This is a genomic window from Kitasatospora cathayae (assembly GCF_027627435.1).
Taxonomy (GTDB): domain Bacteria; phylum Actinomycetota; class Actinomycetes; order Streptomycetales; family Streptomycetaceae; genus Kitasatospora; species Kitasatospora cathayae.
In genome coordinates this window covers 4,595,828-4,621,923 of record NZ_CP115450.1, presented here as the reverse complement: position 1 = coordinate 4,621,923, position 26,096 = coordinate 4,595,828, and the positions used below count along the sequence as shown (strand labels likewise).

The 26,096-nt window shown below is 74.6% G+C and carries 16 protein-coding genes and 4 tRNA genes; 4 read left to right on the top strand and 16 right to left on the bottom strand.

Annotated elements, in window-relative coordinates; genetic code table 11:
• Nucleotides 1–39 precede the first annotated feature (39 nt).
• The 6 genes from O1G21_RS20510 to O1G21_RS20485 all read right to left on the bottom strand — a co-directional run bounded on the left by O1G21_RS20510 (nt 40) and on the right by O1G21_RS20485 (nt 6,176).
• Nucleotides 40–1,029 carry a C40 family peptidase gene (locus O1G21_RS20510; protein WP_270145881.1) on the bottom strand — a complete coding sequence of 330 codons (990 nt, stop codon included), beginning with the start codon at nt 1,027–1,029 and terminating at the stop codon, nt 40–42.
• Nucleotides 1,026–2,312 (bottom strand): SPFH domain-containing protein, encoded by a 1,287-nt coding sequence (locus O1G21_RS20505; RefSeq protein WP_270145879.1) that lies wholly within the window; start codon nt 2,310–2,312, stop codon nt 1,026–1,028. The genes O1G21_RS20510 and O1G21_RS20505 overlap by 4 nt, the downstream gene beginning before the upstream one ends.
• Before the next feature lie 194 nt (nt 2,313–2,506).
• Nucleotides 2,507–5,389 carry an Ig-like domain-containing protein gene (locus O1G21_RS20500; RefSeq protein ID WP_270145877.1) on the bottom strand — a complete coding sequence of 961 codons (2,883 nt, stop codon included), beginning with the start codon at nt 5,387–5,389 and terminating at the stop codon, nt 2,507–2,509.
• A gap of 349 nt (nt 5,390–5,738) precedes the next feature.
• A tRNA-Arg gene (locus tag O1G21_RS20495) sits at nt 5,739–5,814 on the bottom strand.
• A gap of 31 nt (nt 5,815–5,845) precedes the next feature.
• Nucleotides 5,846–5,921: transfer RNA gene (locus tag O1G21_RS20490), tRNA-Arg, on the bottom strand.
• A 164-nt stretch (nt 5,922–6,085) separates the two neighbouring features.
• Nucleotides 6,086–6,176, bottom strand: a tRNA-Ser gene (locus O1G21_RS20485).
• A gap of 178 nt (nt 6,177–6,354) precedes the next feature.
• On the opposite strand from O1G21_RS20485, the gene O1G21_RS20480 reads away from it, so the two are divergent.
• On the top strand, nt 6,355–9,825 hold the full coding sequence (locus O1G21_RS20480; RefSeq protein WP_270145876.1) for a hybrid sensor histidine kinase/response regulator: 3,471 nt from the start codon (nt 6,355–6,357) through the stop codon (nt 9,823–9,825).
• Nucleotides 9,826–9,890: 65 nt separating this feature from the next.
• On the opposite strand, the gene O1G21_RS20475 is transcribed toward O1G21_RS20480, so the two are convergent.
• From O1G21_RS20475 to O1G21_RS20465, 3 genes are all read right to left on the bottom strand, one after another.
• Nucleotides 9,891–11,552 carry a long-chain fatty acid--CoA ligase gene (locus tag O1G21_RS20475; protein WP_270145875.1) on the bottom strand — a complete coding sequence of 554 codons (1,662 nt, stop codon included), beginning with the start codon at nt 11,550–11,552 and terminating at the stop codon, nt 9,891–9,893.
• 169 nt (nt 11,553–11,721) lie between these two features.
• Nucleotides 11,722–12,921: a hypothetical protein gene (locus O1G21_RS20470; RefSeq protein WP_270145874.1), complete on the bottom strand. Its 1,200-nt coding sequence runs from the start codon at nt 12,919–12,921 to the stop codon at nt 11,722–11,724.
• Nucleotides 12,922–12,967: 46 nt separating this feature from the next.
• Nucleotides 12,968–13,840 (bottom strand): DUF1906 domain-containing protein, encoded by an 873-nt coding sequence (locus O1G21_RS20465; protein ID WP_270145873.1) that lies wholly within the window; start codon nt 13,838–13,840, stop codon nt 12,968–12,970.
• 152 nt (nt 13,841–13,992) lie between these two features.
• On the opposite strand from O1G21_RS20465, the gene O1G21_RS20460 reads away from it, so the two are divergent.
• Nucleotides 13,993–15,084: an EamA family transporter gene (locus tag O1G21_RS20460; protein WP_270145872.1), complete on the top strand. Its 1,092-nt coding sequence runs from the start codon at nt 13,993–13,995 to the stop codon at nt 15,082–15,084.
• Nucleotides 15,085–15,172: 88 nt separating this feature from the next.
• Here O1G21_RS20460 and O1G21_RS20455 read toward each other — a convergent pair whose 3' ends face one another.
• The 7 genes from O1G21_RS20455 to O1G21_RS20425 form a co-directional block, all read right to left on the bottom strand.
• Complete coding sequence (locus tag O1G21_RS20455) at nt 15,173–15,949, bottom strand: pyridoxine/pyridoxamine 5'-phosphate oxidase (RefSeq protein ID WP_270145870.1); 777 nt, start codon at nt 15,947–15,949, stop codon at nt 15,173–15,175.
• Nucleotides 15,950–16,399: 450 nt separating this feature from the next.
• The gene (locus tag O1G21_RS20450) at nt 16,400–16,729 is read right to left on the bottom strand and encodes a hypothetical protein (RefSeq protein WP_270145868.1); all 330 of its coding nucleotides are present in this window, start codon (nt 16,727–16,729) and stop codon (nt 16,400–16,402) included.
• Nucleotides 16,730–17,197: 468 nt separating this feature from the next.
• Complete coding sequence (locus O1G21_RS20445) at nt 17,198–18,562, bottom strand: FAD-binding oxidoreductase (protein WP_270145866.1); 1,365 nt, start codon at nt 18,560–18,562, stop codon at nt 17,198–17,200.
• Between the two features lie 298 nt (nt 18,563–18,860).
• The gene (locus tag O1G21_RS20440) at nt 18,861–20,075 is read right to left on the bottom strand and encodes an MFS transporter (RefSeq protein WP_270145864.1); all 1,215 of its coding nucleotides are present in this window, start codon (nt 20,073–20,075) and stop codon (nt 18,861–18,863) included.
• 46 nt (nt 20,076–20,121) lie between these two features.
• Nucleotides 20,122–20,949, bottom strand: coding sequence for a MerR family transcriptional regulator (locus tag O1G21_RS20435; RefSeq protein WP_270145863.1), 828 nt, complete (start codon nt 20,947–20,949; stop codon nt 20,122–20,124).
• Between the two features lie 130 nt (nt 20,950–21,079).
• A tRNA-Ser gene (locus O1G21_RS20430) sits at nt 21,080–21,167 on the bottom strand.
• 63 nt (nt 21,168–21,230) lie between these two features.
• Nucleotides 21,231–23,225, bottom strand: coding sequence for a S1C family serine protease (locus O1G21_RS20425; RefSeq protein WP_270145861.1), 1,995 nt, complete (start codon nt 23,223–23,225; stop codon nt 21,231–21,233).
• A 350-nt stretch (nt 23,226–23,575) separates the two neighbouring features.
• Here O1G21_RS20425 and O1G21_RS20420 point away from each other — a divergent pair, with 350 nt between their 5' ends.
• Nucleotides 23,576–24,994 carry a purine-cytosine permease family protein gene (locus tag O1G21_RS20420; RefSeq protein ID WP_270145860.1) on the top strand — a complete coding sequence of 473 codons (1,419 nt, stop codon included), beginning with the start codon at nt 23,576–23,578 and terminating at the stop codon, nt 24,992–24,994.
• A 79-nt stretch (nt 24,995–25,073) separates the two neighbouring features.
• Nucleotides 25,074–25,898 (top strand): glycerophosphodiester phosphodiesterase family protein, encoded by an 825-nt coding sequence (locus O1G21_RS20415; RefSeq protein ID WP_270145859.1) that lies wholly within the window; start codon nt 25,074–25,076, stop codon nt 25,896–25,898.
• Nucleotides 25,899–26,096 lie beyond the last annotated feature (198 nt).

Here is a 26,096-nt window from a genome sequence, read left to right as displayed (position 1 = left end):
ACAGCGGCGTGCTGTCGGGGGCCCGGTGTGAGCTGCGGACTACGGCCGACCGAAGTGGGTCGGGTAGTAGCCCGGGTCGAGCGTCGATATCCGAACGGTCCTGCCCGGCCGCGGCGCCTCCACGAACTTGCCGCCGCCCAGGTAGATCCCCACGTGGTGGATCCCCGAGGCCCGGCCGCTGTCCGACCAGAACACCAGGTCACCGCGGCGCAGCTGCCCCGCGCCGATCGGCGTGGTCGCCGCGTACTGGTCGTCGGCCACCCGCGGCAGACTGATCCCGCTGCGCCGGTAGGCCTGCTGGACCAGCCCGGAGCAGTCGTAGCCGGACGGGCCGTTGCCGCCCCAGACGTACGGCTTGCCCAGCTGGGCGAGCGCGTAGTCCATGGCCGCCTCGATGCTCCCGGAGGACGCGGTGGCGCCCGGGACCGAACCGGTGGCCGGCCGGTCGGCGGCCCGGTCCGAACCACCGCCGGACTGACCGGTGCGGCTGGCGTAGACGTCGTAGTGGCTGGTCCAGCGCCACTCGCCGCTGCTGTTCTTGAACCAGTACCTCGACCCGTCCCAGCCCTGGCGCAGGTCCCAGGAGGAGGCCGAGCCGTTGGAGACGGCCTTGCCACCGGAACCGGTGGAAGCGCCGGAGCCGCCGGACTGGCCGGTGCGGCCGGCGTAGACCTCGTAGTGGCCGGTCCAGCGCCACTCACCGGCGCCGTTCTTGAACCAGTACCTCGACCCGTCCCAGCCCTGCTTGCCGGCCGCGGCGTGCGCGGAGCCGGCCCCGGCCGTCAGGCCGGCCACGCCGGCGCCCGCCAGCACGGTGGTGGCCAGGCAGGTGCTTCGAACGACCCGGTGTATTCGGCTCCCCCCACCCGCCACGACGGCCCGGGCGGTGCGCGGCCGGGCGGCGCAGTTCGGGCAGCCGCAGCCCGTGATCGCGGGGATGCTGCCGAGGCGTTCCTCGAAGCCGATCAAGCCGGAGTCGGCATCGAGACCGGTGTCGGGTTCGGCGTACGCGCCGGTGGCTATCCTCATGCGGGTCGTCCTTCCTTCCGCCCGGCACGGGCGGCCGGGGGCGGTACCGAGGCGGCCACTCCGGCCGGGGCGACGAAGGCGACCAGCAGTTGCTCCATCAGCGCGCTGCGGGCGGCCTCGTTCAGTTCGTGCGCGGTCGCGCGCTCCAGCCGGCGGACGGCCAGCGCCGCCGCCTCGACCGCGTCGTCGACCAGCACGGTCCGCAGGCCCGCGTCCAGGTCGGCCAGCCGGCGGCGGCGCATCGACTCGGCCACCTCGGGCGCGTAGTCCAGCGCCAGCGGCTGCACCGAGTAGACCTCCAGACCGGCCGGGGCGACTTCGGCGGCCAGCGCCCGGGTCATCTCGTCGGCGAACCACTGCCCGTCGCGCAGCGCGGGGCCGGGCGCCGCGTTGCTGTCGCACGGCAGGGTGGACGCGGTGCGGGTGAGCACCGCCTGGACCTGCTCGCGCAGGTAGCTCTCGTGGTCCTCGATCGCCAGCAGCGCCCGCGCGGTGTCCTTGACCCGCCAGACGACCAGCAGCCGGACGACGATCGGGGTGCCGGTGCGGTCGACCGCCTTGGCCGGCTCGCTGCGCCAGTGCCGCAGCCGGACGTCGACCCGGCGGCGCCGCAGCAGCGGGTTGACCCAGACCAGTCCGGACTTGCGCACCGTGCCCCGGTAGCGGCCCCAGCGGGTCAGCACCCGGGTCTCGCCGCCCGCGTTGGCCAGCAGACCGGCCAGCGCGAACACCACCAGCAGGCCGGCCGTGCTGACCGCGGCGATCGCCGGGGCGTCCACCTCGGCCCGGCCGCTCTCCCGGGCGGCGGCGCCACGCAGTTCGGGCAGCGCGTCCCAGTGCGGGAGGACGCCGGTGAGCAGCAGCACGTACACCACGCCGACCAGGCCGAGCAACACCACCAGCACGGCGATCCAGCCGGGCACGGCGGTGGCGGTGTGCTCGCGCAGCGCCTGGTCCGCCCGCGGGGGGCGGCGCGAGGTGGTGGCGGCGGCCCCGGCGCGGCCGACCTCGGGGAGCTCGACGGTCTCCGGGGCGGCCTTCTCCGGGGCGGCCGTCTCCAGCGGGTCCCGCAGGTCGGCGGGGTCGGCGGGGGAGGGGCTGGGGACGACGGCCAGCGGGGCGGTCGCCGGGCCGCCGCCAGCCGGGCCGACCGGCTCGGCGACCTCGACGGTCGAGACCCTGGCCAGCGGGCTGGCGCCGGAGGCGGAACGTTCCGGCAAGGCGAGTGGGAACGACTTGGGCAGATTGTCGGGTCGCTGCGAAGAGTCGCGGGTGACGTCCATGCACGGATCCTCTGGGTCTGGTGTGTCGCGCAACGGGCGGCCCGGATCTGACGGGCAGTGCCAGAGTCAGGCTAAGTTCATACGTCATCAAATGCGACATTTAAGATGAGGTGTGTCGACATTTCCTGACGAATCATCCGAAGTGACCTGACGCGCAGGCACATGGACGGCTGATCTGGATAGTTCGGCGCAGGTCAGCGCCGTCGGGCACCGTATCCACGGGTGAACACCCGGCGGGTGATCAGCCCGACTCCGGCGAGCACCAGCAACGCTCCGGCGAGCAGACCGCGCCAGCGGGCCTCCCTGGGCCGCCCGGCCGCCGACCCCTGGACCGGGGGTGCCGGCAGCGGCCGGGCCTGCGCACCGCCCGCCCCCGGTTCACCCTGGTCGTCGGCCGACCGGGGCTCGACCGTGTCGGCCGGCGGCGGCTCGGCCGCCCGGCCCGGACGGCCGCCGGGCGAGGCGGGGGCGGCGGTGGACCCGGTGGCCGAAGCGGAGCCCGGGGACGGAACGGCGCCACGGGAGGGCGGGGCGGAGACGGCGGGAACGGGCGGAGAGGTCGGACGGGCCGAGCCGGCCGGAACGGCAGGGCTCGCGGGCACGGACGGCACCGGCGGCACCGGCGGCACCGGCGGCGGGACGACGATCGGCAGCGGCCCCGGCGGGACCGGCCGGATCTCCGGGATTTCGATCGAACTCGAAGACGCGGTCGGCTCCGCGGGTCGCGGCGTGGATGCCACCGCCGCCGTGGCGCTCGCACTCGGAGCCGCACTCGGAGCCGCACTCGAACTCGGCCCAACGGACGCCGTGGCAGCGGGTGTCGAGGAAGTCGGCACGGCCGCACCGGCCGTCGACGAAGCCGTGGCACTCGACACCGCCGAGGCCGACGCCACCGGGCTCGGAGACGCTGCAGCGGACGCCGAGCCGGGCGCCGCAGCGGCCACCCGCACCTGCGCCGGATCCGCCGAAGTCCCGTTCCCGGCCGGGTCGGTCGCCGTGACGGTCAGCCACTTCTCCCCGTCCGCCAGGTCCCGGTTGGCGGTGCAGCTCCAACTCCCGTCCAGCGCCGCCGTCGCCCCGCACAGCACCGCACGGTCACCCGAATCCGCACCTGCCGCCGCACCCACCGTGACCAGCACGTTCGCACCCGGTTCGGCCCGCCCGGTGAGCTTCGGCCGGCTGACCCGCAGCACCTCCCCCGGAGCCGGCGAGGTGAGCACCGGCTTGTCCGGCGGCACGGTGTCCACCACCAGCACGGCCGGCTGCCCCGCCCTCCGGTTGCCCGCCGGGTCGACCGCGACCGGGGTGAGCCGGTGGCTGCCGTCCGCCAGGTTCTCGACCGGCAGGCAGGACCACGCGCCGTCCGGCCGGACGGGGGCGCTGCTGCACAGGTCGGCGGAGGTGGACTGGTCGGCGACCGAGACGGTGCTGCCCGCCTCGCCGGTGCCGATGAGCCGCAGCCCCGGGTCGTTGGTGTAGGCGGGCAGGGTGAGCACCGGCGCGGCCGGCGGCGCGGTCTTCACGGTGACCTTGGCGGCCTCGCCGCGCAGCACCATGCCCCCGCTGGTGGTCTCCACCGGGGTGAGGACGAGCGGTCCGGCCGCGAGCGCGCTGCCGGGGCGGCAGGACCAGGCGCCGCCGCGCTCGGCCTTCGCCCGGCAGAGCGTGCGGTCGCCGTCCCGGACCTCCACCGAGGCGCCCGGGACGGCGCCCTCGCCGCGGATCCGCGGGCGGGTGTCGGCCAGCACGGTGCCGTCGACCGGCTCGGCGATCTCGGGCCGCGCGGCACCGACGGTCAGCCTGATCCGCTGGTCGGAGACCTGCCCCGAGTCGGCGAACCCGCCGGAGGGGACGAGCTGGCTGGTGTCGCGGCCGATCCGCAGCCGGGCCCAGGTCTCGCCGGAGGCGGCACCGGGCGGCACGGTCCACTCCAGGGTCGCGGTGTCGGCGCCGGCCGGGATCTCGGTCTGCGCCCGGCCGGCGGGGTCGAACCGGCCGCTGTGGTCGAAGTCGATCCAGCCGGCCAGGGTCGCGGGCTGGTCGCCCACCGCGACCGGGACGGTGAGCCGGTAGCAGTGGCCGATCGCGGCCTCGTCGGGGAAGCCGATCGACGGGTCGGCGCCCTGGTACTCGCCGCGACCGGGCTGGAGCTTGGGCGGCGGCAGGCTGGCGGCAGGCCTCGCGAAGGGGTTGCCGCGCCGCACCGCGCCGGGGGCGAGCTCGACCAGCGGTCCGTCGCCCGGTGAGCCGCCGGGCCGGGGCCGGGCGCGGCGGGACGGGGTGGTGGCGTCGGTGCCCAGGAACAGGTCGGAGACCACGTGCGAGGCGTTGCCGTAGGCCTGCGGCGCGGTGCCGAGGTCCTCGTCCACGGTGACGGTGTAGGCCTGCCGCAGCTCCGGCGGGGCGGTGGTGCTCCCGGCCCGGGCGGTGGAGCGCTGCTCGACCCGGAACACCGCGGTGCGGATGGTCCCGGTGAGCTCCAGGGTGCCCTCGGCGGCGGAGCCGGCCACGCCGTCGGAGGAGGCGTCGCTCCCGGCGGGGGCGAGGGAGTCGCCGTCGACCTTCCAGCCGGGCCAGCCGGTGCGCCCGACCAGGGCGGGGGCGGCGGGCGAGCCGCCGGTGAGGGTCAGCCGGGCCGCGGTGCTGGTGGTGCCGGACTTGCCGGTGGCCACCGCGGCCAGCCCGCTGAGGTGCAGCCGGGGGTTGCGGACCGGCCGGGAGAAACCCAGCCGGAGCGTTCCGACGGTGCGCCAGGAACCGTCCGGCTGCGGATGGTCGGGGGTGACGCCGAAGGTCCGGGCCGGGTCTCCGGGCTGCATTCCGTCCGCGTACACCGTGCGGGGATTCCCTCCTCCGGAACGGTCGGCCAGTCGGCCCGCCGCGGCGCTGACCTCCGTACCGGGCGCGGCCGAGAAGTCGAACTGGACGGAGAGCCCGGACGGCAGTACCGCCCGCTGCTGAGCCGACCAGGAGTCCGGGGACTGCTGGGCGACCGAGAGCGGGGCGTGCCAGCTGGTCAGCGCCCCGACCGTGAGGACGGCCAGGGCGGCAGCTGCGCGGGGAAACCGTCGGCTCATCCGGCTCTCCTTCACGATCGGCTGCCGGGTGGCGGGCAGAACGGGCACAAGATCTGACAAACGGAATCACGATCCCGAGCCGGTCATACCGCGACATCTGCGCTTTTGGCCGCGTCCCACCCGTTTGGCGGCGATTCGGGCGGCAGGACGGGATGTACCCGTAACAGCCGCAACTCATCCGCGCCGGTGACCTGCGCCCGGCCCCGACCGCCGACCGGCTCGGACTGGTTCCCGGACCACCGGGACGTGCCGTGGATCAACCGGACCGAGCCGGGGTGACCCGCGTCACGAGCGGGCCGGTCCCGGGGAAAACGGAGAAGCCCCCGGCCGGTGGCCGGGGGCTTCTCGCTGGTGCGCTCAGCAGGATTCGAACCTGCAACCTCTTGATCCGTAGTCAAGTGCTCTATCCGTTGAGCTATGAGCGCAAGGAACGGGCGAACCCGATCTTGCGGAGTTTGGTGCGCTCAGCAGGATTCGAACCTGCAACCTCTTGATCCGTAGTCAAGTGCTCTATCCGTTGAGCTATGAGCGCTCGCCCTGTGAACGTTGTCCTCGGGGCGTTGCGTGGACAACATTACATGACCTGCGACGCAGGACGAAATCGATTGATCCGCCCCCTCCCCGGCCGGCCGGTGATCATGCCCCGGACATGCAGAGGAGCCCCGCCGACAAGATCGTCGACGGGGCTCCCGGCTGCGGAGGCTGAGGGATTTGAACCCTCGATCAGGAATAACCCCGAAACCGCATTAGCAGTGCGGCGCCATAGACCGGACTAGGCGAAGCCTCCCCACATGGATCACGCCCGCGCGAAGCGGACCCGTTCCGTGTGTCAGCGATGATGCCACAACCCTGGGGTCCGGCACCAACCACCGCCAACGTTACTAGGCGGGTCGTCCCCACCGCAAAGAAGAATGAGATACTGCCGACTCCGGAGGAGCTGCCCTGAGCCGAGGAGACCTGTCGACGTGAGCAGCAGGCCGATCCGAGGCGCTGCTCGCCTCGACGCCATACTCGACGCCCTGCCCGACGCGTTGTTGCTGGTGAACAGCAACGGCACCGTCGTGGACGCCAACAGCGCGGCGGTCCAGGCGCTGCAGGCGCCGGGCACCTCGCTGGTCGGCATGGGTGTGCTCGGCCTGCTGCCCGAGTTCGACCCCAGCCGGATCCCCGGCTCGATGCGCCCGGCCACCCGCGCCGGCGACACCCTCGACCGCCCGGTCCGGATGACCGCCCACCGCACCGACGGCACGACCTTCCCGGTCGAGGTCTCCGGCAACGACTTCGCCACCGACGGCGGCGACGGCTACGGGCGCTCCCCGTACGACCCCTACCGCGAGGGCCCCCGCGCCTCCTCGGCCTCCGACCTGCTCCTGCTGCTGGTCCGCGACCTCTCCGGGCGGCTCGGCGTCGAGGCCGAGCTGCGCCGCCAGCACAAGCAGACCGAGATGATCCTGCGGGCCGCGGCCGAGGGCGTGCTCGGCGTGGACCTCGAAGGCCGCTGCGTCCTGGTCAACCCGGCCGCCGCGCACATCCTGGAGTACCGGGCGAGCGAGCTGGGCGGACGCGAGCTGCACCCGCTGATCCAGCACTCCCGGGCCGACGGCACCCCGCTGGCGCTGGAGGAGTCCGCGCTGCTGGACACCCTGACCTCCGGACGCAAGCACCGGGTGCGCGGCACCGTGCTGTGGCGCAAGGACGGCCGCCCGGTCACCGTCGACCTCACCACGGCCCCGGTCCGGGACGGCGACCAGCTGGTCGGCGCGGTGATGACCTTCACCGACCGCAGCCGCGAACTCGCCCTGATCGCCCGCAACGAGCACCTCACCGCCGTCCTGGAGAGCGAGCTCGGCGGCGCGCTGAACGCCCTGAACCAGCGGCTGGACCGGCTCGCCGCCGACCCCGCCGGGCAACTCTGGCCGGAGGCCAACTGGACCCTGCGCCGGCTCGCCGACGAGTGCCGCCGGTTCGGGAAGCTGATCGACGGGGTGCTCGAGCACCAGCGCTTCGAGGCCGGCGACAGCGGACCGGCCGAGGGCAAGGACGCGAAGGACGGCAAGGACGGGCGCCAGGCCGCGCAGCGGGTGCCGGTCGGCCTGGACAAGGTGGTCCGCCGGGCCGTCGAGGAGGCCGGCGAGCTGATCGGCCCGGGCCGGGTGCGGTTCTCGGTGCACGCCGCCGCGGTCGAGGTGATCGCCGACGAGCGGCGGCTCGCCCAGGCGCTGGCCCACCTGGTCGCCGACGTCAGCGGCGCCACCCTCGCGCTGGACCCGCCCACCGTCCCCTCCCCCGGCCTGGCCGTCCCCGGACTGACCGTGCCCGGGCTGGGCAACCCGACCGCCCCGCCCGTGCCAGCCGAACCGCCGACCGTCGTCGTGGCCGCCGCCCAGCGCGGCGAGGTCGCCCGGGTCGAGATCCGCGGCCCGGGCGTCGGCGGCAGCCCCGTCCACCTGCCGATAGCCCGCGCGGTGGTCGAGCGCCACGGTGGTGTGCTCCAGCCGCACGAGCTGCCCGGCAAGACCGGGACCACGTACGTGGTCGAGCTGCCGCTGGACCCGGTCGCCGCGAAGGCCGCCGCCGAACGCGCCGCCGCCGAGGGCCGCTCGGACCGGCCCAAGGAGAGCGACAGCGCCGTCCTGCCCGAACTGCCGGGCATCCCGCAGCTGCCGAGCAGCGGCGACACCGCCGAGGACAAGGGGAGCGCGGAGACCTCCCCCGGCGCCCCGTCCGGACCGGGCGGACCGGACGCCGCCGGTGCCGAGCAGCCCGCCCGAAAGGCCCCCGAGGCGGAGCGGGCATCCGCCGAGGAGCCCCCGGCCGAGCGCCGCGGGCGCCGCGGCCGGCCCGCCGCCGAGACCCCGGCCGGCGAGGCCGCCACCTCCCCGGGCGACCCGGCCGACCCGGCCGCTCCGACCGCCCAGTGGCCGAACGCCCCCGCCCGGGCCGAGCGGGCCGTCCCCGAGCAGTGGAACGGCACCGGGAACGATCCCGCGTACGGCCGCCGCGGCCTGGCCACCCCGGAGGTGGCGCAGAGCGACCCGTGGGGCAAGGACGACGGCCGCTCCGGCCCCGCCTACGCCGTGCCCGTCGAGGGCGGTCGCCCCCAGCAGCCCCGGCCCGCCGGCCGTGAGCCGCTCGCGCTCGGCCCCGCCCCCGCCCCCGCCGACGCCGACGCCGTCGCCCAGCCGGGCGGCGCCCCCGCCGAGGACGGCGCCGAGGCCAAACCGCGCAGGCGCCGCGCCCTGCCCTCCGCCGAGGACTCCTCGGGCGGCTTCGCGCTGCCCGGTGTGGGCGACACCCCGGTGTACCCCGGTCTGGAACACGCCCTGCCCGCCGGTCCGGCACCCGCTCCGGCCGAGCCCGCCGCCGCACCGACCGGCCGTCGGCGCCGGCTCTCCGTGCCGCCCGGGCCCGCGGCGGACGCCCCGGCCGGAGCCGCCACCCCGCAGACCGGCGGCGCGCTGGAGCCCGCCCGGCCGGTGCTGCCCGCAGCCGAGGAGCAGAGCGCCCCACGCCCGGTCGGCAGCGGCCTGGCCGAGCTCGCACCGCCGCGCCCGGTCGTCGCCCCGGTCGGCGCCCCGCCGGTGCCCGCGCTCCCGGCGCAGCCGCCGGTACCGGCCGTGCCGCGCCCGATGGCCGAACTGCCGGCCGCCGGTGGCGACCGCCCCGACCCCGAGCGGCCGCAGCCCGCGTCCGGCGAACTGGCCAACACCCGCCGACTGCTGGTCTGGCCCGAGCCCGACCCGGCCACCGGCCAGGCCCTCCAGTCACGCGGCTACCTCCCGGTGATCGTCCGCTCCCGCGAGGAGGTGGACGCCCAGGTGGCCGGCTTCCCGGCGGCGCTCTTCGTCGACCCGCTGACCAGCCCGATCACCCGCACCGCGCTCCAGTCGCTGCGCACCGCGGCGCTCAACAGCCGGATCCCGGTGCTGGTCACCGCCGGCCTCGGCCAGGCCACCCGGGACGCCGCGTACGGCGCCGACCCGGCCGTGCTGCTGCGCGCCCTGGCGCCGCGCGACGGCGAGCACCACGCCCCGCGGGTGCTGCTGGTCGAGGGCGACCCGGACATCGCCGCCGCCATGATCAGCAGCCTGGAGCGGCGCGGCATGCACGTCGAGCACGCGGTGGACGAGAACGACGCGGTCGCCCGGGCCAGCAGCGTCCAGCCCAACCTGGTGGTGATGGACCTGTTCCAGATCCGCCGCCGCCGGGTCGGCCTGCTGGACTGGCTGCGCGCCAACGACCGGCTGCACCGCACCCCGCTCGTGGTCTACACCTCGGTGGACCTCGACCCGCGCGAGCTGCCCCGGCTGCGCACCGGCGAGACGGTGCTCTTCCTCGCCGAGCGCTCGACCAGCGAGGACGTCCAGTCCCGGATCGTCGACCTGCTCGGGCGGATCGGCGCGATGGGCGAGGCGGGCGTCGCCGCCGCGGGCTGAGCCCAGCCCGGACGTGCCGAAGGACCGGCCCCCGTGCGGAACGGGGACCGGTCCTCCTGTTCGGCCTACTCCTTGCCGAGCGTGGTGACGTCCAGCTCGTCGGCCGCGTAGCTGGCCCGGATCACCTTCTTGTCGAACTTGCCGACCGAGGTCTTCGGCACCGACTCGACTATCGCCCAGCGCTCCGGCAGCTGCCAGGAGGCGATCCGCTCGGCCAGGAAGGTCCGCAGCTCCCTCAGCCCGGCGCTCGCGCCCGGGCGCAGCACGACGGTGGCCAGCGGGCGCTCGCCCCACTTCTCGTCCGGGACCGCGACCACGGCGGCCTCGGCCACCTCGGGGTGGCCCATCAGGGCGTTCTCCAGCTCGACGGAGGAGATCCACTCCCCGCCCGACTTGATGACGTCCTTGGCCCGGTCGGTGAGGGTCAGGTATCCGTCCGCGGTGATGGTGCCCACGTCGCCGGTGCGCAGCCAGCCGTCCTCGGAGAACTTGTCGTCCGGGCGGACCGGGTCCTGCCCGGCGCCGCCGTAGTAGGCCCCGGCGATCCACGGGCCGCGCACCTCCAGCTCGCCGGCGGCGACGCCGTCGTGCGGCATCCGCTCGCCGCCCGGGCCGATCAGCCGGGCTTCGACCGAGGCCGGGAAGAGGCCCTGGGTGATCCGGTACGGCCACTCCTCCTCGGGGGTGAGGCCGCCCGGCGGCTGGGCGAAGGAGCCGAGCGGGGAGGTCTCGGTCATGCCCCAGGCGTGCAGCACCCGGATGCCGTGGCGCTCGTCGTAGGCCTTCATCAGCGAGGGCGGGCAGGCGCTGCCGCCGATGACCACCATGCGCAGGCTGGAGGTGTCGTAGTCGCCGGCGTCCAGCTCGTCCAGCAGGCCGCTCCAGATGGTCGGGACGGCGGCGCTGACGGTGGGGCGGACGGCGGCGATCATCTCGGCCATCGGCTTGGGCTGGAGGAAACGATCCGGCATGAGCAGGTTGGCGCCGGACATGAAGGCGGCGTGCGGGATGCCCCAGGCGTTCACGTGGAACATCGGAACCACCGGCAGGGCGGTGTCGCGCGGGGTGAAGGCGAAGTTGTCACCGGTGTTGACCTGCATGCAGTGCAGGTAGATCGAACGGTGGCTGTAGAGCACGCCCTTCGGGTCGCCGGTGGTGCCCGAGGTGTAGCAGAGCACCGCGGCCTGGCGCTCGTCGATGTCGCGCTGCCACGGGAAGTCGGTGGGCCGGTCGGCGATCAGCTCGTCGTAGTCGTGCACGCCGCCCGCGAAGTCGGCCAGCAGCGAGCGGTCGCCGGGACCGGCCACCACGACGTGCTTCAGCGTGGGCGCGAGGTCCGGCAGTACCGCGGCGAGCAGCGGCAGCACGCTGCCGTTGACGATGATCACGCGGTCGGCGGCGTGGTTGACGATGAAGGACAGTTGTTGGGCGGGCAGCCGCAGGTTCAGGGTGTGCAGCACGGCCCCCATCGCGGGGACGGCGAGGTACGCCTCCAGGTGGAAGTCGTTGTTCCACATCAGGGTGGCGACCCGGTCGTCCCCCGTCACGCCGAGGTCGTCGCGCAGCGCGTGCGCGAGCCGCGCGGCGCGGGCGCCCACCTCGGCGTAGGTCCGCACGACCGGCCCGGTGGCCTCCCAGGTGGTGACGGTCGACCGGGCGTGGACCGTGGACCCGTGCTCCAGGATCCGGGCGACGGTGAGCGGTACGTCCTGCATCGTGCTGAACACGGGTCCTCCTCGACCTGGCGGCACTGGTGGCTCCTGCGGCACACCTACCGGGCGGTAATGCGCGCGGACCTGCCCGATTGTGCCGTTCCGTCCGCCCGCTGTCAGCACCCCGACCCCGTTGCACCGGTCACGGATTCGCCCCGTTTCCTCCCCTGGGGAACGGAGCGGCTCAACGGTGGTCGGGGCGGCAGAGCCGCAGCGAGTTGGCGGGATCCGGGGTGAAGGCGGGGTCGAGGGTCCAGCCCTGCTGGGCGGCGATGCGCAGGGCCTGGTGGGCGCCGGCGCCCCGGTACGTGGCGCGGTGGAGCTGGATGCGGCGCAGGAAGGCGCCGTCCGGGGCGAGCAGCCGGCCGTAGCTGTCGGCGGTGCGGCCGAGTTCGCGGGTGGCCTCGCGCTTGAGGATGCGGCGGACGTGCCGGTCCCAGGCGGCCGGGCTGCCGGTGAACTCGGCGCGGAAGGCGCGCGGGCCGACCGTCCAGCGGGCGCCCCAGCGCTCCCAGTAGTCGGGCTCGGGGCGGTCCACCCAGAAGGTGAGCAGGCCGTACACCGGGACGTAGACGATCTGGAGCAGGAAGATCACCGGCAGCAGCGGCCCGAACCGGCCCGGCTGCGGGCCCCACGGGGTGCCGGGGGCGGCCGGCGGGTCCTGCGGGGAGGGGGCGCTCACCGCGGTCGGGGCGGGGAAGCGGCGGACCAGCCGGACCCGCTCGGCGGTGGTGCCGGACGGCTCCCCCTGCCAGCCGAACCGCTCGGCGACCCGGAACACGCCCTCCGCGCCGAGGCCCCGGTAGAGGCGCACGGCGAGCTCGGCCGACACCTCGCGGCTGAGGTCGAGCTGCATCACGCCGCCACCGGCCGCGTGGCTCGCCTCGGCGGCGGCGATCCGGCGCTCCAGGACCGGGGTGACGTAGCGCTCCCAGTCCTCGGGGCGGCCGGAGAGCTCGGCACGCAGGCGGCGCGGCGGGATGAAGCTGCGGTTGACCCTCAGCCAGCCGTCGGAGCTGGGGCCGTCCCCGCCGTAGTCGGAGAAGATCGCGGCCGCGAGGACGACCACCAGGCCGAGGATCCAGAGCGGGGCGTAGATCCACTGCAGGAGGAACTGGACCAGCACGACCGGGCGGTTGCGGCGCGGCAGCGGTCCGGGAAGGGCGCCGGGCTGCTGCGGGGCGGCGAACCGGGCTGCGGGGTACGGCGGTTGGGAGCCGGGCGGCTGTGGGGCCCAGTACGGCTGCTGCTGCGGGACCGGCTGGGCGTAGGGGTTCTGCCGCCCGTACGGGGCCTGTTGGGCGTACGGGTTCTGCGCGTACGGGTTCCGCTGCGGTGCGCCGCCGTACCCGGTCGCGCCCGGGTGTTCCTGGCCGTTCGTCATGCCGCCCCTCGTGCTCGGTGGGAGCAGCCACCCTATCGACGGGCGGTCAGCCGGCGGTGGGGCCGTCGACGTGGTTGCGGTCGATGGCGAGGGTCTCGCCGACGTAGGTCTCCTGGACGTTGCCGCGGTACTGGTGGACGCGCTGGTGGGAGGGCCAGAGGTCGGGGGCGAGCGGGCCGGAGCCGTTGGTGTCGGCATGGTCGTCCCAGCGGGCGTACCAGAGGGCGTCGGGCAGCGGGGAGCTGCCGGCCCGGGCGGCGGCGCTCAGGTCGGCGACGCCGGAGTCGAGGCTGGAGTAGAAGCCGGAGCGGTAGCCCGCCGCGTGCAGGGCCTGGGTCCAGCCGAGGGTGAAGTCGACCACGGCCTGGCCGCAGGCCGCGTCGTGCATCGGGTAGGCCTCGATGTCCAGGTAGACCGGGCTGCCCTTGTCGAGGCCGAGCGAGCGCATCGCGTGCACGGCCTCGTCGGCCTCGTCCCAGCCCTGCTGGGCGGCCTTGGCCGGGTCGATCCGCTCGGGCTTGCGGCTCGGGTCGGCGCACGGTGCCTGCAGGCCGACGTGCACCGGCAGGAAGCGCCAGCCCATCGCGCGTGCCTGGCGGACCCAGTCCGCGGTCAGCCGGGGCTGGGGGCAGCCGCGCTGGGAGCCGCTGACGTAGATGCCGACCGCCCCGTACGGGGAGGCGGCGCGCCAGGCCCGCAGGGTCTCGGGCCCGGGCGCGGCGCAGGCGTCGAAGGCGGGACCGCTCCAGTTGTCGCGGATCAGGGGCGGACCGATCCGGTCGGGGAGCGTGACGGCACGGATGCGCGGGAGGACGGCGGCGGCCGGGGCGGAGGCTTCGGCGTTCCCGCCCGTCCCGTCGATGGCGAGCAGGAGCACGAGGGAGGCGGCGAGCAGGGCCGCCGGGCGGAGATGGCGCACCCGGCCTTGATACTGACGGACCATCGGACGAACGCGTCAGCCACGCCGCAGGCCCCGCACGGGTCCACCCTTTCGGGCACACCCGTCCGCATCCGTCCCGATATTCGTAACGAGCTTGCCCATTCATCACTCCTTACGGCAAACTCGCCAGCATGCCCACTTCCCGTACCAGCGAAACCGCTGCACCCACCTCGGCCGCCGCCGTCACCGAGGCCCTTGCCATGCCGCCCGCCCCCAAGGGCGAGCCGGCCGGCGAGCGGGGTAGCTGGCGACGAGGTGGGGAGCCCGGCTCCGCGGCGCCCCCCGGGGTGCACCCCGGCCGATCCACCGGCCGGTTCGGCAAGGTCCTGCGGCGCCCGATGGGGGACCCCCCGGCCGAAGGCTGGGGGAGGATCCCGGCGCCGCTTCTGTGTCTGGTCGCGATGTTCCTGGTGCAGACCGGCATCGCCCTGTCCAAGCCGCTGTTCGGCCCGCTCGGGGTCAGCGGCACCACCTTCCTGCGGCTGGGCTTCGCCGCGGTCATCCTGCTCGCCGTCACCCGGCCCCGGCTGCGCGACAAGCGCCCGCGCGACCTCGCCGCGGCCGCGCTGCTCGGCATCGCCTCGGCCGGGATGACCTTCCTGTTCGCCGGGGCGATCGACCGGCTGCCGATGGGCACCGCCGCGACCATCGAGTTCCTCGGCCCGCTCGCGGTCGCCCTGGTCTTCGCCCGGCGCGCCAGCCACCTGCTCTGGGCGCTGCTCGCGGCGGCCGGCGTCGTCCTGCTGACCCTGCTCGGCGAGGGGGACGGCGGCGGCTCGCTCGACCCGGTCGGCCTGCTCTACGCCTTCGGCGCGGCCGCCTGCTACTCGGTGTACATCCTGTTCACCGACAAGGTCGGCGCGACCTTCCAGGGCTTCCAGGGCCTGGCGGTGTCGATGACGGTCGGTGCGCTGGTCCTCGCGCCGTTCGGGTTCGGCGAGGCGTGGAACGGGCTGACCGCACCCGGCGCCTCGCCGCTGGTGCTGCTCGCCTCGGTGGCCGGGGTGGCGGTGCTGCTGCCGGTGGTCCCGTACGCACTGGAGATGACGGCGCTGCGCCGGATGCCGCAGCGGGTGTTCAGCGTGCTGGTCAGCCTGGAGCCGGCGGTCAGCGCGCTGGTCGGGCTGGTGGTGCTCGGCCAGCTGCTGGGCGCGGCGCAGCTGGCCGGGATCGGCTGCGTGGTGGCGGCCAGCGTGGGGGCCACGCTGACCGGGCGGCACTGACGGGCCCTCTCGGCGTTCGCGGCGTTCGCGGCGTTCGCGATCTTCGCGGCGCTGAGGACGCTGAGGGCACTGAGGGCGCTCGCGGCGCTTACGGCCAGAGCAGGGTGCGGGACCACTCCGGGGCGCGCACCGGGCCGGTGCGGGTGTACCGCAGCCGGACGTGCCGGCGCTGGGCGTCGCCCTGCCAGAACTCCACCTCGTGCGCCCACAGGGTGTAGACCGCGTGGCCCGGCGCGACGGCGTCCGGGGTGGCCTCCAGCCGGCGGCGGGCGACCGCCACCGCCTCGTCGTACTCCTCCAGCGCGCCCAGCGGCTCGCTTTGCCGCCCGACCAGCGCGCCGATCCGCGCGGCGGGCGAGCGGGTGGCGAACTCGGCGGCGGCGACCAGGTCGGCGGCCCGCTCGACACTGCCGCGGACCCGCACCTGGCGGCCCAGCTGCGGCCAGTAGACGGTCAGCGCGGCGGCCGGGTGGTGGGCGAGCTGGCGGCCCTTGGGGCTGTCGGCGGCGGCGGAGAAGTTCCACCCGGTGCCGGCCGCGTCCACGTCGCGCAGCACCAGCACCCGGGCGTCCGGCATGCCGTCGGCGTCGACCGTGGAGAGGGTGAAGGCCTGCGGGTCCAGCACCCCGGCGTCCAGCGCGGTGGCGAGCCAGTCCACGAACAGCGGGCCGGGCTCGGCGGGGGCGGCATCGGGGTCGAAGGAGGGCAGCGGACGGGCCATCGGCGGGCGGCCGAGCAGCAGTTCGGGGACCGACCTCGGCTCGGGCCGGCGCTCGTCGAGCGGTGCCGGGCACGCGTCCGCCTGCGGCTCCGGTGCGGGCTTGGCCCCCTCCGGGCCGGTCAGGCCCTCGTCCTCCGCCGCCATCGCGCACCTTCCTTCCGATTGCCGCGATCGCCGCCCCGGGCCGGGCCGTCCGTTCCGGGCCCGGGCGCGTGGAGCGCTGTCGGAGCGCAACCGTACCGCCGTGGACCGACGGCCCCGGGCGCGGGCCCTCGGTGGGCGGATCCGGGCCGCTCGCACGGGTGGTGCGGCCAGTACGGTTCGAAGCCCCGTACGGGCCGGGCTCGTACGGGCCGGGGCTCGTACGAACCGGCGCCGGACACACTCGTGGGCGGTACCGATGGCGGCACCGCCCACGAGGCCGGTTTCGCGGCGACCCTTTCCGCTGGCCGGTCAATGCGTTCGTCCGATCCCTCCGGTCCGCACCCGGACGGGAATCCCGCCCGGAGACCGCTTCGAAGCCCGCCACGGGTGCTCAGCTCACCCGCGGCCGTCCACCTCCGGCGCCCCCGCCGTCGGTGGTGCCCGAGGCGGTCAGCGGAAGTTCGGGGAGAAGATGACGTCGACGTTCTTGTTGCCCTGGCCGGCCAGGACGTTGCCCGCGTTGCCCTTCACCGCGAGGGTGTTGTTCTGGTTCGAGGCACCGGATCCGGTGGCCGTCTGCTGGGTGGAGACGTAGTTGCCGTCGACCCCGCCGAACACGTTGCCGGTCCCGGTGTCGGACACCACGCCGGCGTTGGAACCGGTCCCGGCGGCCGCGCCGTTGTCGGCGGCGGCGACCCCGGCACCCGCCAGCAGCAGACCTGCCGCCAGCGGGACGGCGAGCAGGAACCCGGATGCCCGCCGGGTGTTGATGCGAGCCATGTGAGCCTCCAAGAAGCTGTTCATCGTGCATTGGTTCGTGCGTTGGTCGAGTTTGGATGCTGGGGTTCGCTGGCCAGACGAACACCTGCGGGCTGCGACGCCAGAAGACAGACTTCCGCAACAAATCGACAAAGCGCTAGCCGACGGAGCGATTTTCGCCCGTTTGCGTGATATCCACCGGAGCCGCGAATAACGGGCAGCGAAGCGGAAAGTGCGCCGACACACCGCCACTGACCTGGGAATTCGCCCGAAGGGTGGCCGTTCGGCGGCAGCCGGGAGGCGGCGTTTCGATGTACTGCGAACCGCCGGGCGCACCACCCCGGCGCGAGCCACCACGGAACACGCCCCGGAAAAGTTCGACCACCCTTCCTTATCGACTTTTCCAGCCATTCACAGACCATCGGAAAGTCGTACCGAAAATGCGGGCAGCGAAGGGTTCGAGGGCAGGAAATATACCCACGCCGAAAATCAGACCATCTTGCCCGGATTGAGGATTCCCAGTGGGTCGAAGACCGCCTTCAACTGTCGCTGCAGGTCCAGCGCGACCGGCCCCAGCTCACGGGCCAGCCAGTCCCGCTTGAGCAGCCCCACCCCGTGCTCCCCGGTGATCGTGCCGCCCAGCTCCAGCCCGAGCGCCATGATCTCGTCGAAGGAGCGCTGGGCACGGGCCGTCTGTTCCCGGTCCGAGGCGTCGAAGATCACGATCGGGTGGGTGTTGCCGTCGCCGGCGTGGCTGACCACGCCGATGGTCAACGCGTGCCGCTCCGCGATCTCCGCGACGCCGTTCAGCATCTCGGCCAGCCGGGAACGCGGCACCGCCACGTCGTCGATCATCGTGGTCCCCAGCCGGTCCATCGCGGGCAGCGCCAGCCGGCGGGCCGCCAGCAGCAGGTCCGACTCCGCCTGGTCCTCGGCCGGCACCACCTCGGTCGCCCCCGCCTCCCGGCACAGCTCCGCGACCCGCGCCAACCCGGCCTCCCGCTCCGGCCCGTCGAAGGCCACCAACAGCAGCGCCCGGGTCGACTCCGGCAGCCCCATCCGCCCCAGCTCGTTGACCGCCCGGACGGAGACCGAGTCCATCAACTCCATCAGCGACGGGGCCAGCCCGCCCGCCATCACCGCGCAGACCGCCGCACCGGCCGTGTCCGCGCTCGGGAACTCCGCCGCCAGCGCCAGCTGCGGAGCCGGCGCGGGCCGCAGCGACAGCACCGCCCGGACCACCACGCCGAGCGTCCCCTCCGAACCGACCAGCAGCCGGGTCAGGTCGTACCCGGCCACCCCCTTCGCCGTCCGGCGCCCGGTGGACAGCAGCCGCCCGTCCGCCAGCACCACGTCCAGCCCGAGCACGTACTCGCTGGTGACGCCGTACTTCACACAGCAGAGGCCGCCCGCGCCGGTACCGATGTTGCCGCCGATCGTGCAGGACTCCCAGCTGGACGGGTCCGGCGGGTAGCACAGCCCGAACTCCTCCACGGCACGCGACAGTTCGGCGTTCACCACACCCGGCTCGACGACCGCGAGGCGGTTCACCGGATCGATCTCCAGGATCCGGTTCAGCTTGACCAGCGACAGCACGATGCACCCGTCGACGGCGTTCGCCGCCCCGGACAGCCCCGTCCGGGCCCCCTGCGGCACCACCGGCACCCGCAGCTCGGTGGCGGTGCGCAGCACGTGCTGCACCTGCTCGACCGTCTCCGGGAAGACCACCACGGCGGGCGCACCCGCGGCACAGAAGCCCGCCATGTCATGGCTGTAGACGGCGGTCACGTCCGGATCCACCACCACCGCCTCCGCCGGGAGACCTCGCGCCAGCCGCTCCGTCAGGTCACTCATCGCCGCCTCCACTCACCGCCTCCACCTCCGCACTCTGCCCGGCGGGCTGGGGCCGGGCAAGTGAGCCTCGGACCGGGGCCGACACCGCAGGACGGGGGGCGGCAGGAGACGACCGGGCCCGGGCGGGCCGGGCGCCGCGGCAAGACGGGGGGAGGAAACGGCACCCCACCGGGCCGGGCAAAGTGAGCCTCGGACCCGGGCGGACGACGCCGCAGGACGGGGGCCGGGAGCCGACGGACACGCCCGGCGCCGTGCGGCAGGACAGGGAGCGCTGAGCACCACGGCAACCGCACCCCGGTCAGGCGCGCCGCAGGGCCGGGATGGCGAGGGCCGCCAGGCCGGCGGTGGCGGTGGCGAGGGCGCAGAGGAGGGTGGGCAGGGCGGCGCCCGTCGCATCCGCCAAGGCGCCGAGCAGGCCGGTGGACAGCACCAGCGCGAGGCTCTGCACCAGCGTCAACAGTGCCTGGACCCGGGACAGATGGGACGCGGGAGCGCCGCCGAGCACCAGCGGGCCGAGGTGGCAGGCGAACAGCCCCGAGCCGATGCCTGTCACCGTGCTGCCGGTCACCGCCCCCGCCGGGCCCGCGGACAGTGCCAGCAGCGCGACGCCCACCGAGGCCGTACAGAGTCCGGCCGCCGCCCCGACGCCCGCCCGGGGCAGCCCGCCGCGCCAGGCGACCAGCGCCGCCACCGCGAGCACCCCGGCCGCCTGGCCACCGGTCACCAGCCCGGCCGTCCCCGCCGCCCAGCCGTGCGCCCGGGCCAGCAGCGGCCCGAGCAGCGACACCACCGGCAGGAGCGCCCCGGCGGCGGCGCCGGTGAGCAGCAGCGCGGCCCGCAGCAGCGGATCACCGAGGGCGAGCCGGACACCGGCCGCCGCCTCCCCCAGCAGCCCCGCGCGGGCGGGGAGCGCGGAGCCGGACCGGTCCTGCGCCGGCCGGACCCGCAGCAGCACCAACAGGACCGCCCCGAAGCTCACCGCGTCCGCCGCCGCCGCGCCCGCGAGCCCGCCCACCGCGACCAGCAGTCCGCCCAGCGGCGCCCCGAGCAGCACCGCGCTCTGCCCGCCGGCCTGCCGCAGCGCGAGCGCCCGGGGCAGCCGGTCGGCGGGCACCAGCCGGCGCGGCATCGAGCCGCTCGCCGGGAGGTAGAACGCGTCGACCGTCCCGATCACGGCGGCCGCCGCGACCAGCAGCCACAGCGGCACGCCCCGGTCGCCGGCCACCGCGAGCGCCAGTGCGACGGTCGCGGCCAGCATCACCGCGTCCCCGGCGAGCATCACCCGGCGGGCGCCGAACCGGTCCGCCACAGCGCCGCCCAGCAGGACCAGCGCGGTGCGCGACACGGTGATCGCCGTCAGCACCAGCCCGGCCGCGCCGCCGCCGTACCCGGAGGCGGCCCAGCCGAGGGCGAAGTTCAACGCGGCGTCACCCAGCAGTCCGGCCTGGGCGCCGGCCAGCCAGAGCAGGTACGGCCGGGGCAGGCACGGCCGGGGCAGCGCGGTGGTGGTCATGCCGGGCGACGCTAGGACCCTCGACCAGGTCGAGGGCAAACGCCGGTTACCGGCGGACCACCGGTTCCTGGAGCTCGACGACCCAGTCGGACACGTCGTCGGGGGTCTCCAGGTAGCGCTCGCGGGCGTAGCCGGCCGAGCGGTAGCCGTTCTGTTCGATGAAGCGGGCCAGCGCCTGGAAGCTGCCCACCGCCGCGTCCATCGAGCCGCGGTGGACGATCGTCGCCGCTTCCTCGATCCGCGGCAGGTCGAGCACCTCGAAGTCGTCCCGGTCGGCCGGCACCGAGGGCGAGATCTGGACGGCGACCCGGATGAGCACCGAGCCGTCGCCCTCCGGCGCGTCCTCGTAGCGGGCGACGGACGGGCCGGCCTCCTCGATCCCGGCCCCGGCGAGCCGACGGCACAGCTCCTCGAACAGCGGGCCGATCACCGGGGTGATGTCCTCGGGCTGGTAACTCGCGGCCACACCGGTCAGTTGGGCCACCCGGACGGACGGCACGGACTTCACCACGACATCGTGCTGGGACATGTTCCCCTCGCTCTCGATCGTCCGGAGCCTCGCCTCCACCCGGGCCAGCCGCTGCTCGTCCGCCGCGATCGCCTCGGCGAGTTGGGCCCGCCGCAGCCGCAGCATCCCGCGCAGTTCGGCGGCGTCCGGCTGCTCGTCCAGGACGGCCCGCACCTGCTGCAGCGTGAAGCCGAGCTCCTTGAGCGCGATCACCCGGTTCAGCCGGGCGAGTTGGCCCGCCTCGTAGGAGCGGTACCCGGTGACCGGGTCCACCCGGGCGGGTCTGAGCAGCCCGATCGCGTCGTAGTGGCGCAGCATCCGCACCGTCACCCGACCGTGGCTGGCGAAGTCTCCGATGGTCAACATGGTGCTCCCACTCCACCCCCTCCCACGGTGTCAGGGTCAACCCCGGCCGCCGGAACGTCCCCCGGGAAACACCGAGGGCGGGTGCCGAGTGGTCTCGGCACCCGCCCTGAGCAGGTGGTTCTCCTACCAGCGGAGAGCGTGGGATTCGAACCCACGGCATGGGGTCACCATGCGACAGTTTTCAAGACTGTTCCCTTAGGCCGCTCGGGCAGCTCTCCAGGCGGAGGTCAGCCTAACGGGTCCGGCGGGTTTCGGTGCACACGATTCCGCGTGCCCGAGGATCACTGGTCACCGTCCCGCTGGCCGAGCGTGACCTTGGTGGTGAAGCTCTGGCCGTTGCGGGTGTACTCGACGTCCACGGTCTCGCCGGGCTTGTGCGTCCAGATCCGGCTGACCAGGGCGGGGCCGTTCTCGATCGGCGCGCCGCCGAGCTTGGTGATGACGTCGCCCGGCTTGAGGCCGGCCTTGTCGGCCGCGCCGCCGGGGGTGACGGCCGGCTGGCCCTGGACGTCGCGGGTCTGGATCTGCGCGCCGTCGCCCTTGTAGTCGTCGTTGCGCAGCACGTCGAGCTTGGCGTAGACCGGCTTGCCGGTCTTGATCAGGGTGTCCGCGACCCACTTGGCCTGGTTGATCGGGATGGCGAAGCCCAGGCCGATGCTGCCGGCCCGGCCGTTGGCGGAGGCGTTGGACTGGATCGCCGAGTTGATGCCGATCACCGCGCCGCCGGAGTCGAGCAGCGGGCCACCGGAGTTGCCGGGGTTGATCGAGGCGTCGGTCTGCAGGGCGTTCATGTACGAGGCCTGCGCGCCGGTCTCGTCGCCGGAGGCGACCGGGCGGTCCTTGGCGCTGACGATGCCGCTGGTGACGGTGGACTCCAGGCCGTACGGCGCGCCGATCGCGATGGTGGCGTCGCCGACGTTGACCTTGTCGGAGTCGGCCAGCGCCAGCGGCGCCAGCTTGTCCTTCGGCGGGTTGTCGATCTTGACCACGGCGACGTCGTAGCCCTCGGCGTGGCCCAGCACCGAGGCGCTGTAGGACGTTCCGTCGGCGAACTTGACGGTCAGTTTGCCGCCGTTGAGGGTCGGCGCGACCACGTGGTTGTTGGTGAGGATGTGGCCCTCGGTGTCGAAGACGAAGCCGGTGCCGGTGCCCGACTCCTGAGCGCCCTGCGCCTTGATGGTGACGACGCTGGGCAGCGCCTTCTGCGCGATGGCGGCGATCGAGCCGGGGACGGGCTCGTTCTTCTGGGTGTTGCTGGCCTGGATGGTGGTGCTGTGGTGGTCGTTCGCCGAGCCGCTGCTGCTGGTGCGGTCGGTGGCGACCACGCCGATCGCGCCGCCGGCGACACCGGCCACCAGGGCGACGGCCGCGAGCAGGGCCACCAGACCGCCGCGCTTCTTGCGCGGACCGCCGGGGCCGGTCGGGCCGCCGGGGTACTCGGCCGGGTAGCCGAGCGGGCCGCCCGGGCCGCCGGGATAGCCCGCGCCGCCGGAGGCCGCGTCCTGGCCGCCCCAGCCGCCGAGCGGCTGGCCGGCGCCGAAGGGGTGGTGGCCGTGCGCGGCGGGCGCACCGACGCCCGGAGCGCCGTACGGCTCCTGCGCGTTGGCGACCGGGGCGCCGTAGGGCTCCTGGACACCGGCGGCGGGCACGCCGTGGGTCGGGGTCGCGTACGGGTTGGCACCCGGCGGCAGGGCGGGCGCGGCCGGAGCGGCGGCCTGCGCGGCCGGGGCGGGAGCCGGAGCCGCGGGCGCAGCCGGAGCGACGGGTGGCGCGGGCGGCAGGACCGGCGGCGGGGCGTCGATGTAGCCGGTGACCGGGTCGACGGCCGGCTCCTCGACGGTGGGCGCGGCCGGAGCCTCCGGCGCGGGGACCTTGGTGAAGGCGACGGTGGGCTTGTGCCCGCCCTCGGCCGGAGCGGCCTCCATGCCCGCAGCGGTCTCGACGACCGGAGCGGCCTCCGCGACCGCAGCGGTCTCGGCCGCGGTCGACTCGGCCGCCGGCGGGGCCGCCGGCTCCGGGACCCGGCTGAACGCCATGGTCGCCCGGTGCCCGCTGTCGGCCGGGGCGCCGTCGGCCGCAGCCGCGTCCGCCGCCGCCTTCTCGGCAGCCGCGTCAGCGGCCGGCCCGGCCACGGGCTCGGGCACCCGGCTGAACGCCATGGTCGGCTTGTGACCGCCCTGAGCGGTGCCGTCGGAAGCGGCGCCGACCGCCTCCCCGGCCCCGGCGGGCTGCTCCCCCTGCGGCCCGGCGGGCCCAACCTCGCGCTCGGTGCTCACGGACGACCTCCATAGCTGACAGAACCAAGGACCATAGTTTTTCGCACCGTCGATTCGATTGCCGTAAGGACCCCTCTGAAGAACTCATAAGAATCCTTAGCCGTCACCGACGACCGGGGGCTCCCCACCCCCATCCGGCATCCCGCGATGCGGACCACGCACCCCGCGGCCTTTGGCGTTCGTACCCGTGCCGGTTAGCCTGTCGCTCCAAACTGACACGCGGGAGCTTGGACCGACCAGGCTGAGAGTGCGCATGTCGACGGTACGCCAGGCGAGCGACAGGCCGACCGTCGAGGGGGCGCTGACCGCCGGAACCTGTCCGGGTAATGCCGGCGTAGGGAGTATCGGCCATGCCGCCTGCTTCGCCATCGTCTTCTTCGGGCGCGCCCGCGTCCAAGGATTTCCCCGATCTTCCGGCCGGCTCGGCCGCGGCCACCGCGGTGCTCGACCAGCGCGTCGAGGCCCCGCTGGTGCTGGACACCGAACCGCCGCGCACCCTGCGCTTCCGGGACCACTTCGCGCTCTGGATGAACCTCGGCGTCAGCCTGATCGGCTTCTCGACCGCCGCGACCGTGCTCGGCGCGAAGGGCGGCGAGCTGTCGCTGGCCGCCGCGGTGACCGCGATCGTGACCGGTACGGCGGTCGGCACCGCGATGCTCGGCGTGGCCGCGCTGATCGGCGCCCGGACCGGCGCCCCGGCGATGGCCAACCTGCGTGGGCTGTTCGGCACCCGGCTGTCCTACCTGCCGACCGTGCTGAACATCGTCCAGTGCATCGGCTGGGGCGTGTTCGAGCTGCTGACCATCGCGGCGGGCGCGCAGACCGTCGCCCACACCACCGGCTACCGCTGGCTGTTCGTGCTGCTCGCGGGCGCCCTGACCACCGCGCTGACGATCTGGCCGCTGGGCTCGATCGCGGTGCTGCGCCGCTTCGTGGCCGGGGCGGTCGCGGTCGCGATGGTGTACTTCACCGTCCAGCTCGGCCGGCAGGGCGTGCCGGACCCGGGCGCGGGCAACTGGCACGGCTTCCTGGGCGCCACCGACGCGATGATCGCGGTGTCGATCTCCTTCGTCCCGATGGCCGCCGACTACACCCGGCACTCGCGCACCCCGCGCTCGTCGTTCTGGGGCAGCTTCTCCGGCTACACCGTCGCCCAGGTCTGGTGCTACGTGCTCGGCCTGATGGCGCTGCTGCAGTCCGACGGCGACCCGGGCCGGATCTTCGACTCCTTCCTCGGCGTCTGGGCCGGCTGGCTGTTCCTGCTGGTGCTGGTGCTGCGCGAGACCGACCAGTCCTTCGCCAACGTGTACTCGACCGCGATGTCGCTGCAGAACCTGCTGCCGCGGGTGGACCGCCGGGTGCTGAGCGGCGGGATCGGCGTGCTGACCACCGTGCTGGCGCTGCGGATCGACCGGTTCACCGACACCTACGGCAACTTCCTCAGCCTGATCGGCTCGGTGTTCGTGCCGCTGCTGGCGGTGCTGGCGGTGGACTACTTCTTCGGCGCCGGCCGGCACGGCTGGGACCTCTCCGAGCGAGCGCCGTCCCGCTGGCTGATGCTGCTGCCCTGGGTGTTGGGCTTCGCGGTCTACCAGTTCATCGCGCCGACCGCGGTGGCCGACTGGTGGGTGGACTTCTGGACCTCCGCCCAGGAGTCGCTGCACTTCACCCCGCAGGAGTGGACCTCCGCCTCGCTGTTCGCCTTCCTGGTGCCGGCGCTGGCCACCTGGGCGCTCACCCCGCTGACCCGCCGCGCCGCGCGGGCCTGACGCACCGGACGGGGAGTCGGCCCCTCAGGTTGGGGCCGGCTTCGCCTCCGCGTCACCTGCGCCGCCTATCGTTGGGCCCGTGACCAGCCCAGACCTGCCCCCGGCGGCGGCGCGCACCGCGCCCTCCGTCCAGGTGATCGCCCACCGCGGTTCCTCCCACGCCCTGCCCGAGCACACCCTCGCGGCCTACCGGCGCGCGCTCGACGAGGGCGCGGACGCCGTCGAGTGCGACGTCCGGGTGACGGCCGACGGCCACCTGGTCTGCGTGCACGACCGCCGGATCGGCCGGGTCTCGAACGGCCGGGGCACCGTCTCGGCGATGACCCTCGCCGAGCTGGAGGCGTACGACTTCGGCGGCTGGAAGACCGGCCGGCCCAGCACCGACCCCGAACTGCGCGGCGTGCTGCGGCTGGAGCGGCTGCTCGAGCTGGTGGTGGACTGCGGCCGCCCGGTGGACCTGGCGATCGAGACCAAGCACCCGGTGCGGTTCCGCGGCCTGGTCGAGGTCGAGCTGCTGCGGACGCTGGAACGGTTCAAGATCGGCGCGGCCCGGGAGGGCGACCGCCCGTCCGCCCGGATCATGAGCTTCTCCTCGATCGCGCTGGGCCGGGTGGCCGCCACCGCGCCCGAGTACCAGCGGGTGTTCCTGATCGAACGGATGCTGCCGCTGCTCGGTCAGCTGCGCCCGGGCCGGCCGCTGCCGGGCGGGGCGCGGATCGCCGGCCCGGGCATCGAGCTGATCAAGGCCAAGCCCCAGCTGGTGCCCCGGCTGCGCGAGCTGGGCCACGAGGTGCACGTGTGGACGGTGGACGAGCCGGCCGACGTGGAGCTCTGCCTGGAGCTCGGGGTGTCCGCGATCATCACCAACCGGCCCGCCGAGGTGCTGGCGCAGCTCGGGCGGTGATCCGGGACGGGAGCCGCCGCCCTACCGGTGGGACCCGATCACTCTGGTCGGCAAGCAAACCTTCCGCGCACGGTATTGCCGGAATTCTTGCCCGCGGGCGACGGAGGGTGAGCACGGAATGCCCTCTTGTCGACCGTGCGTCGCGCTGCTCGAAATGGATCCGTGGGATCCCCCGATGGTCGTTTCCGACGCATTACC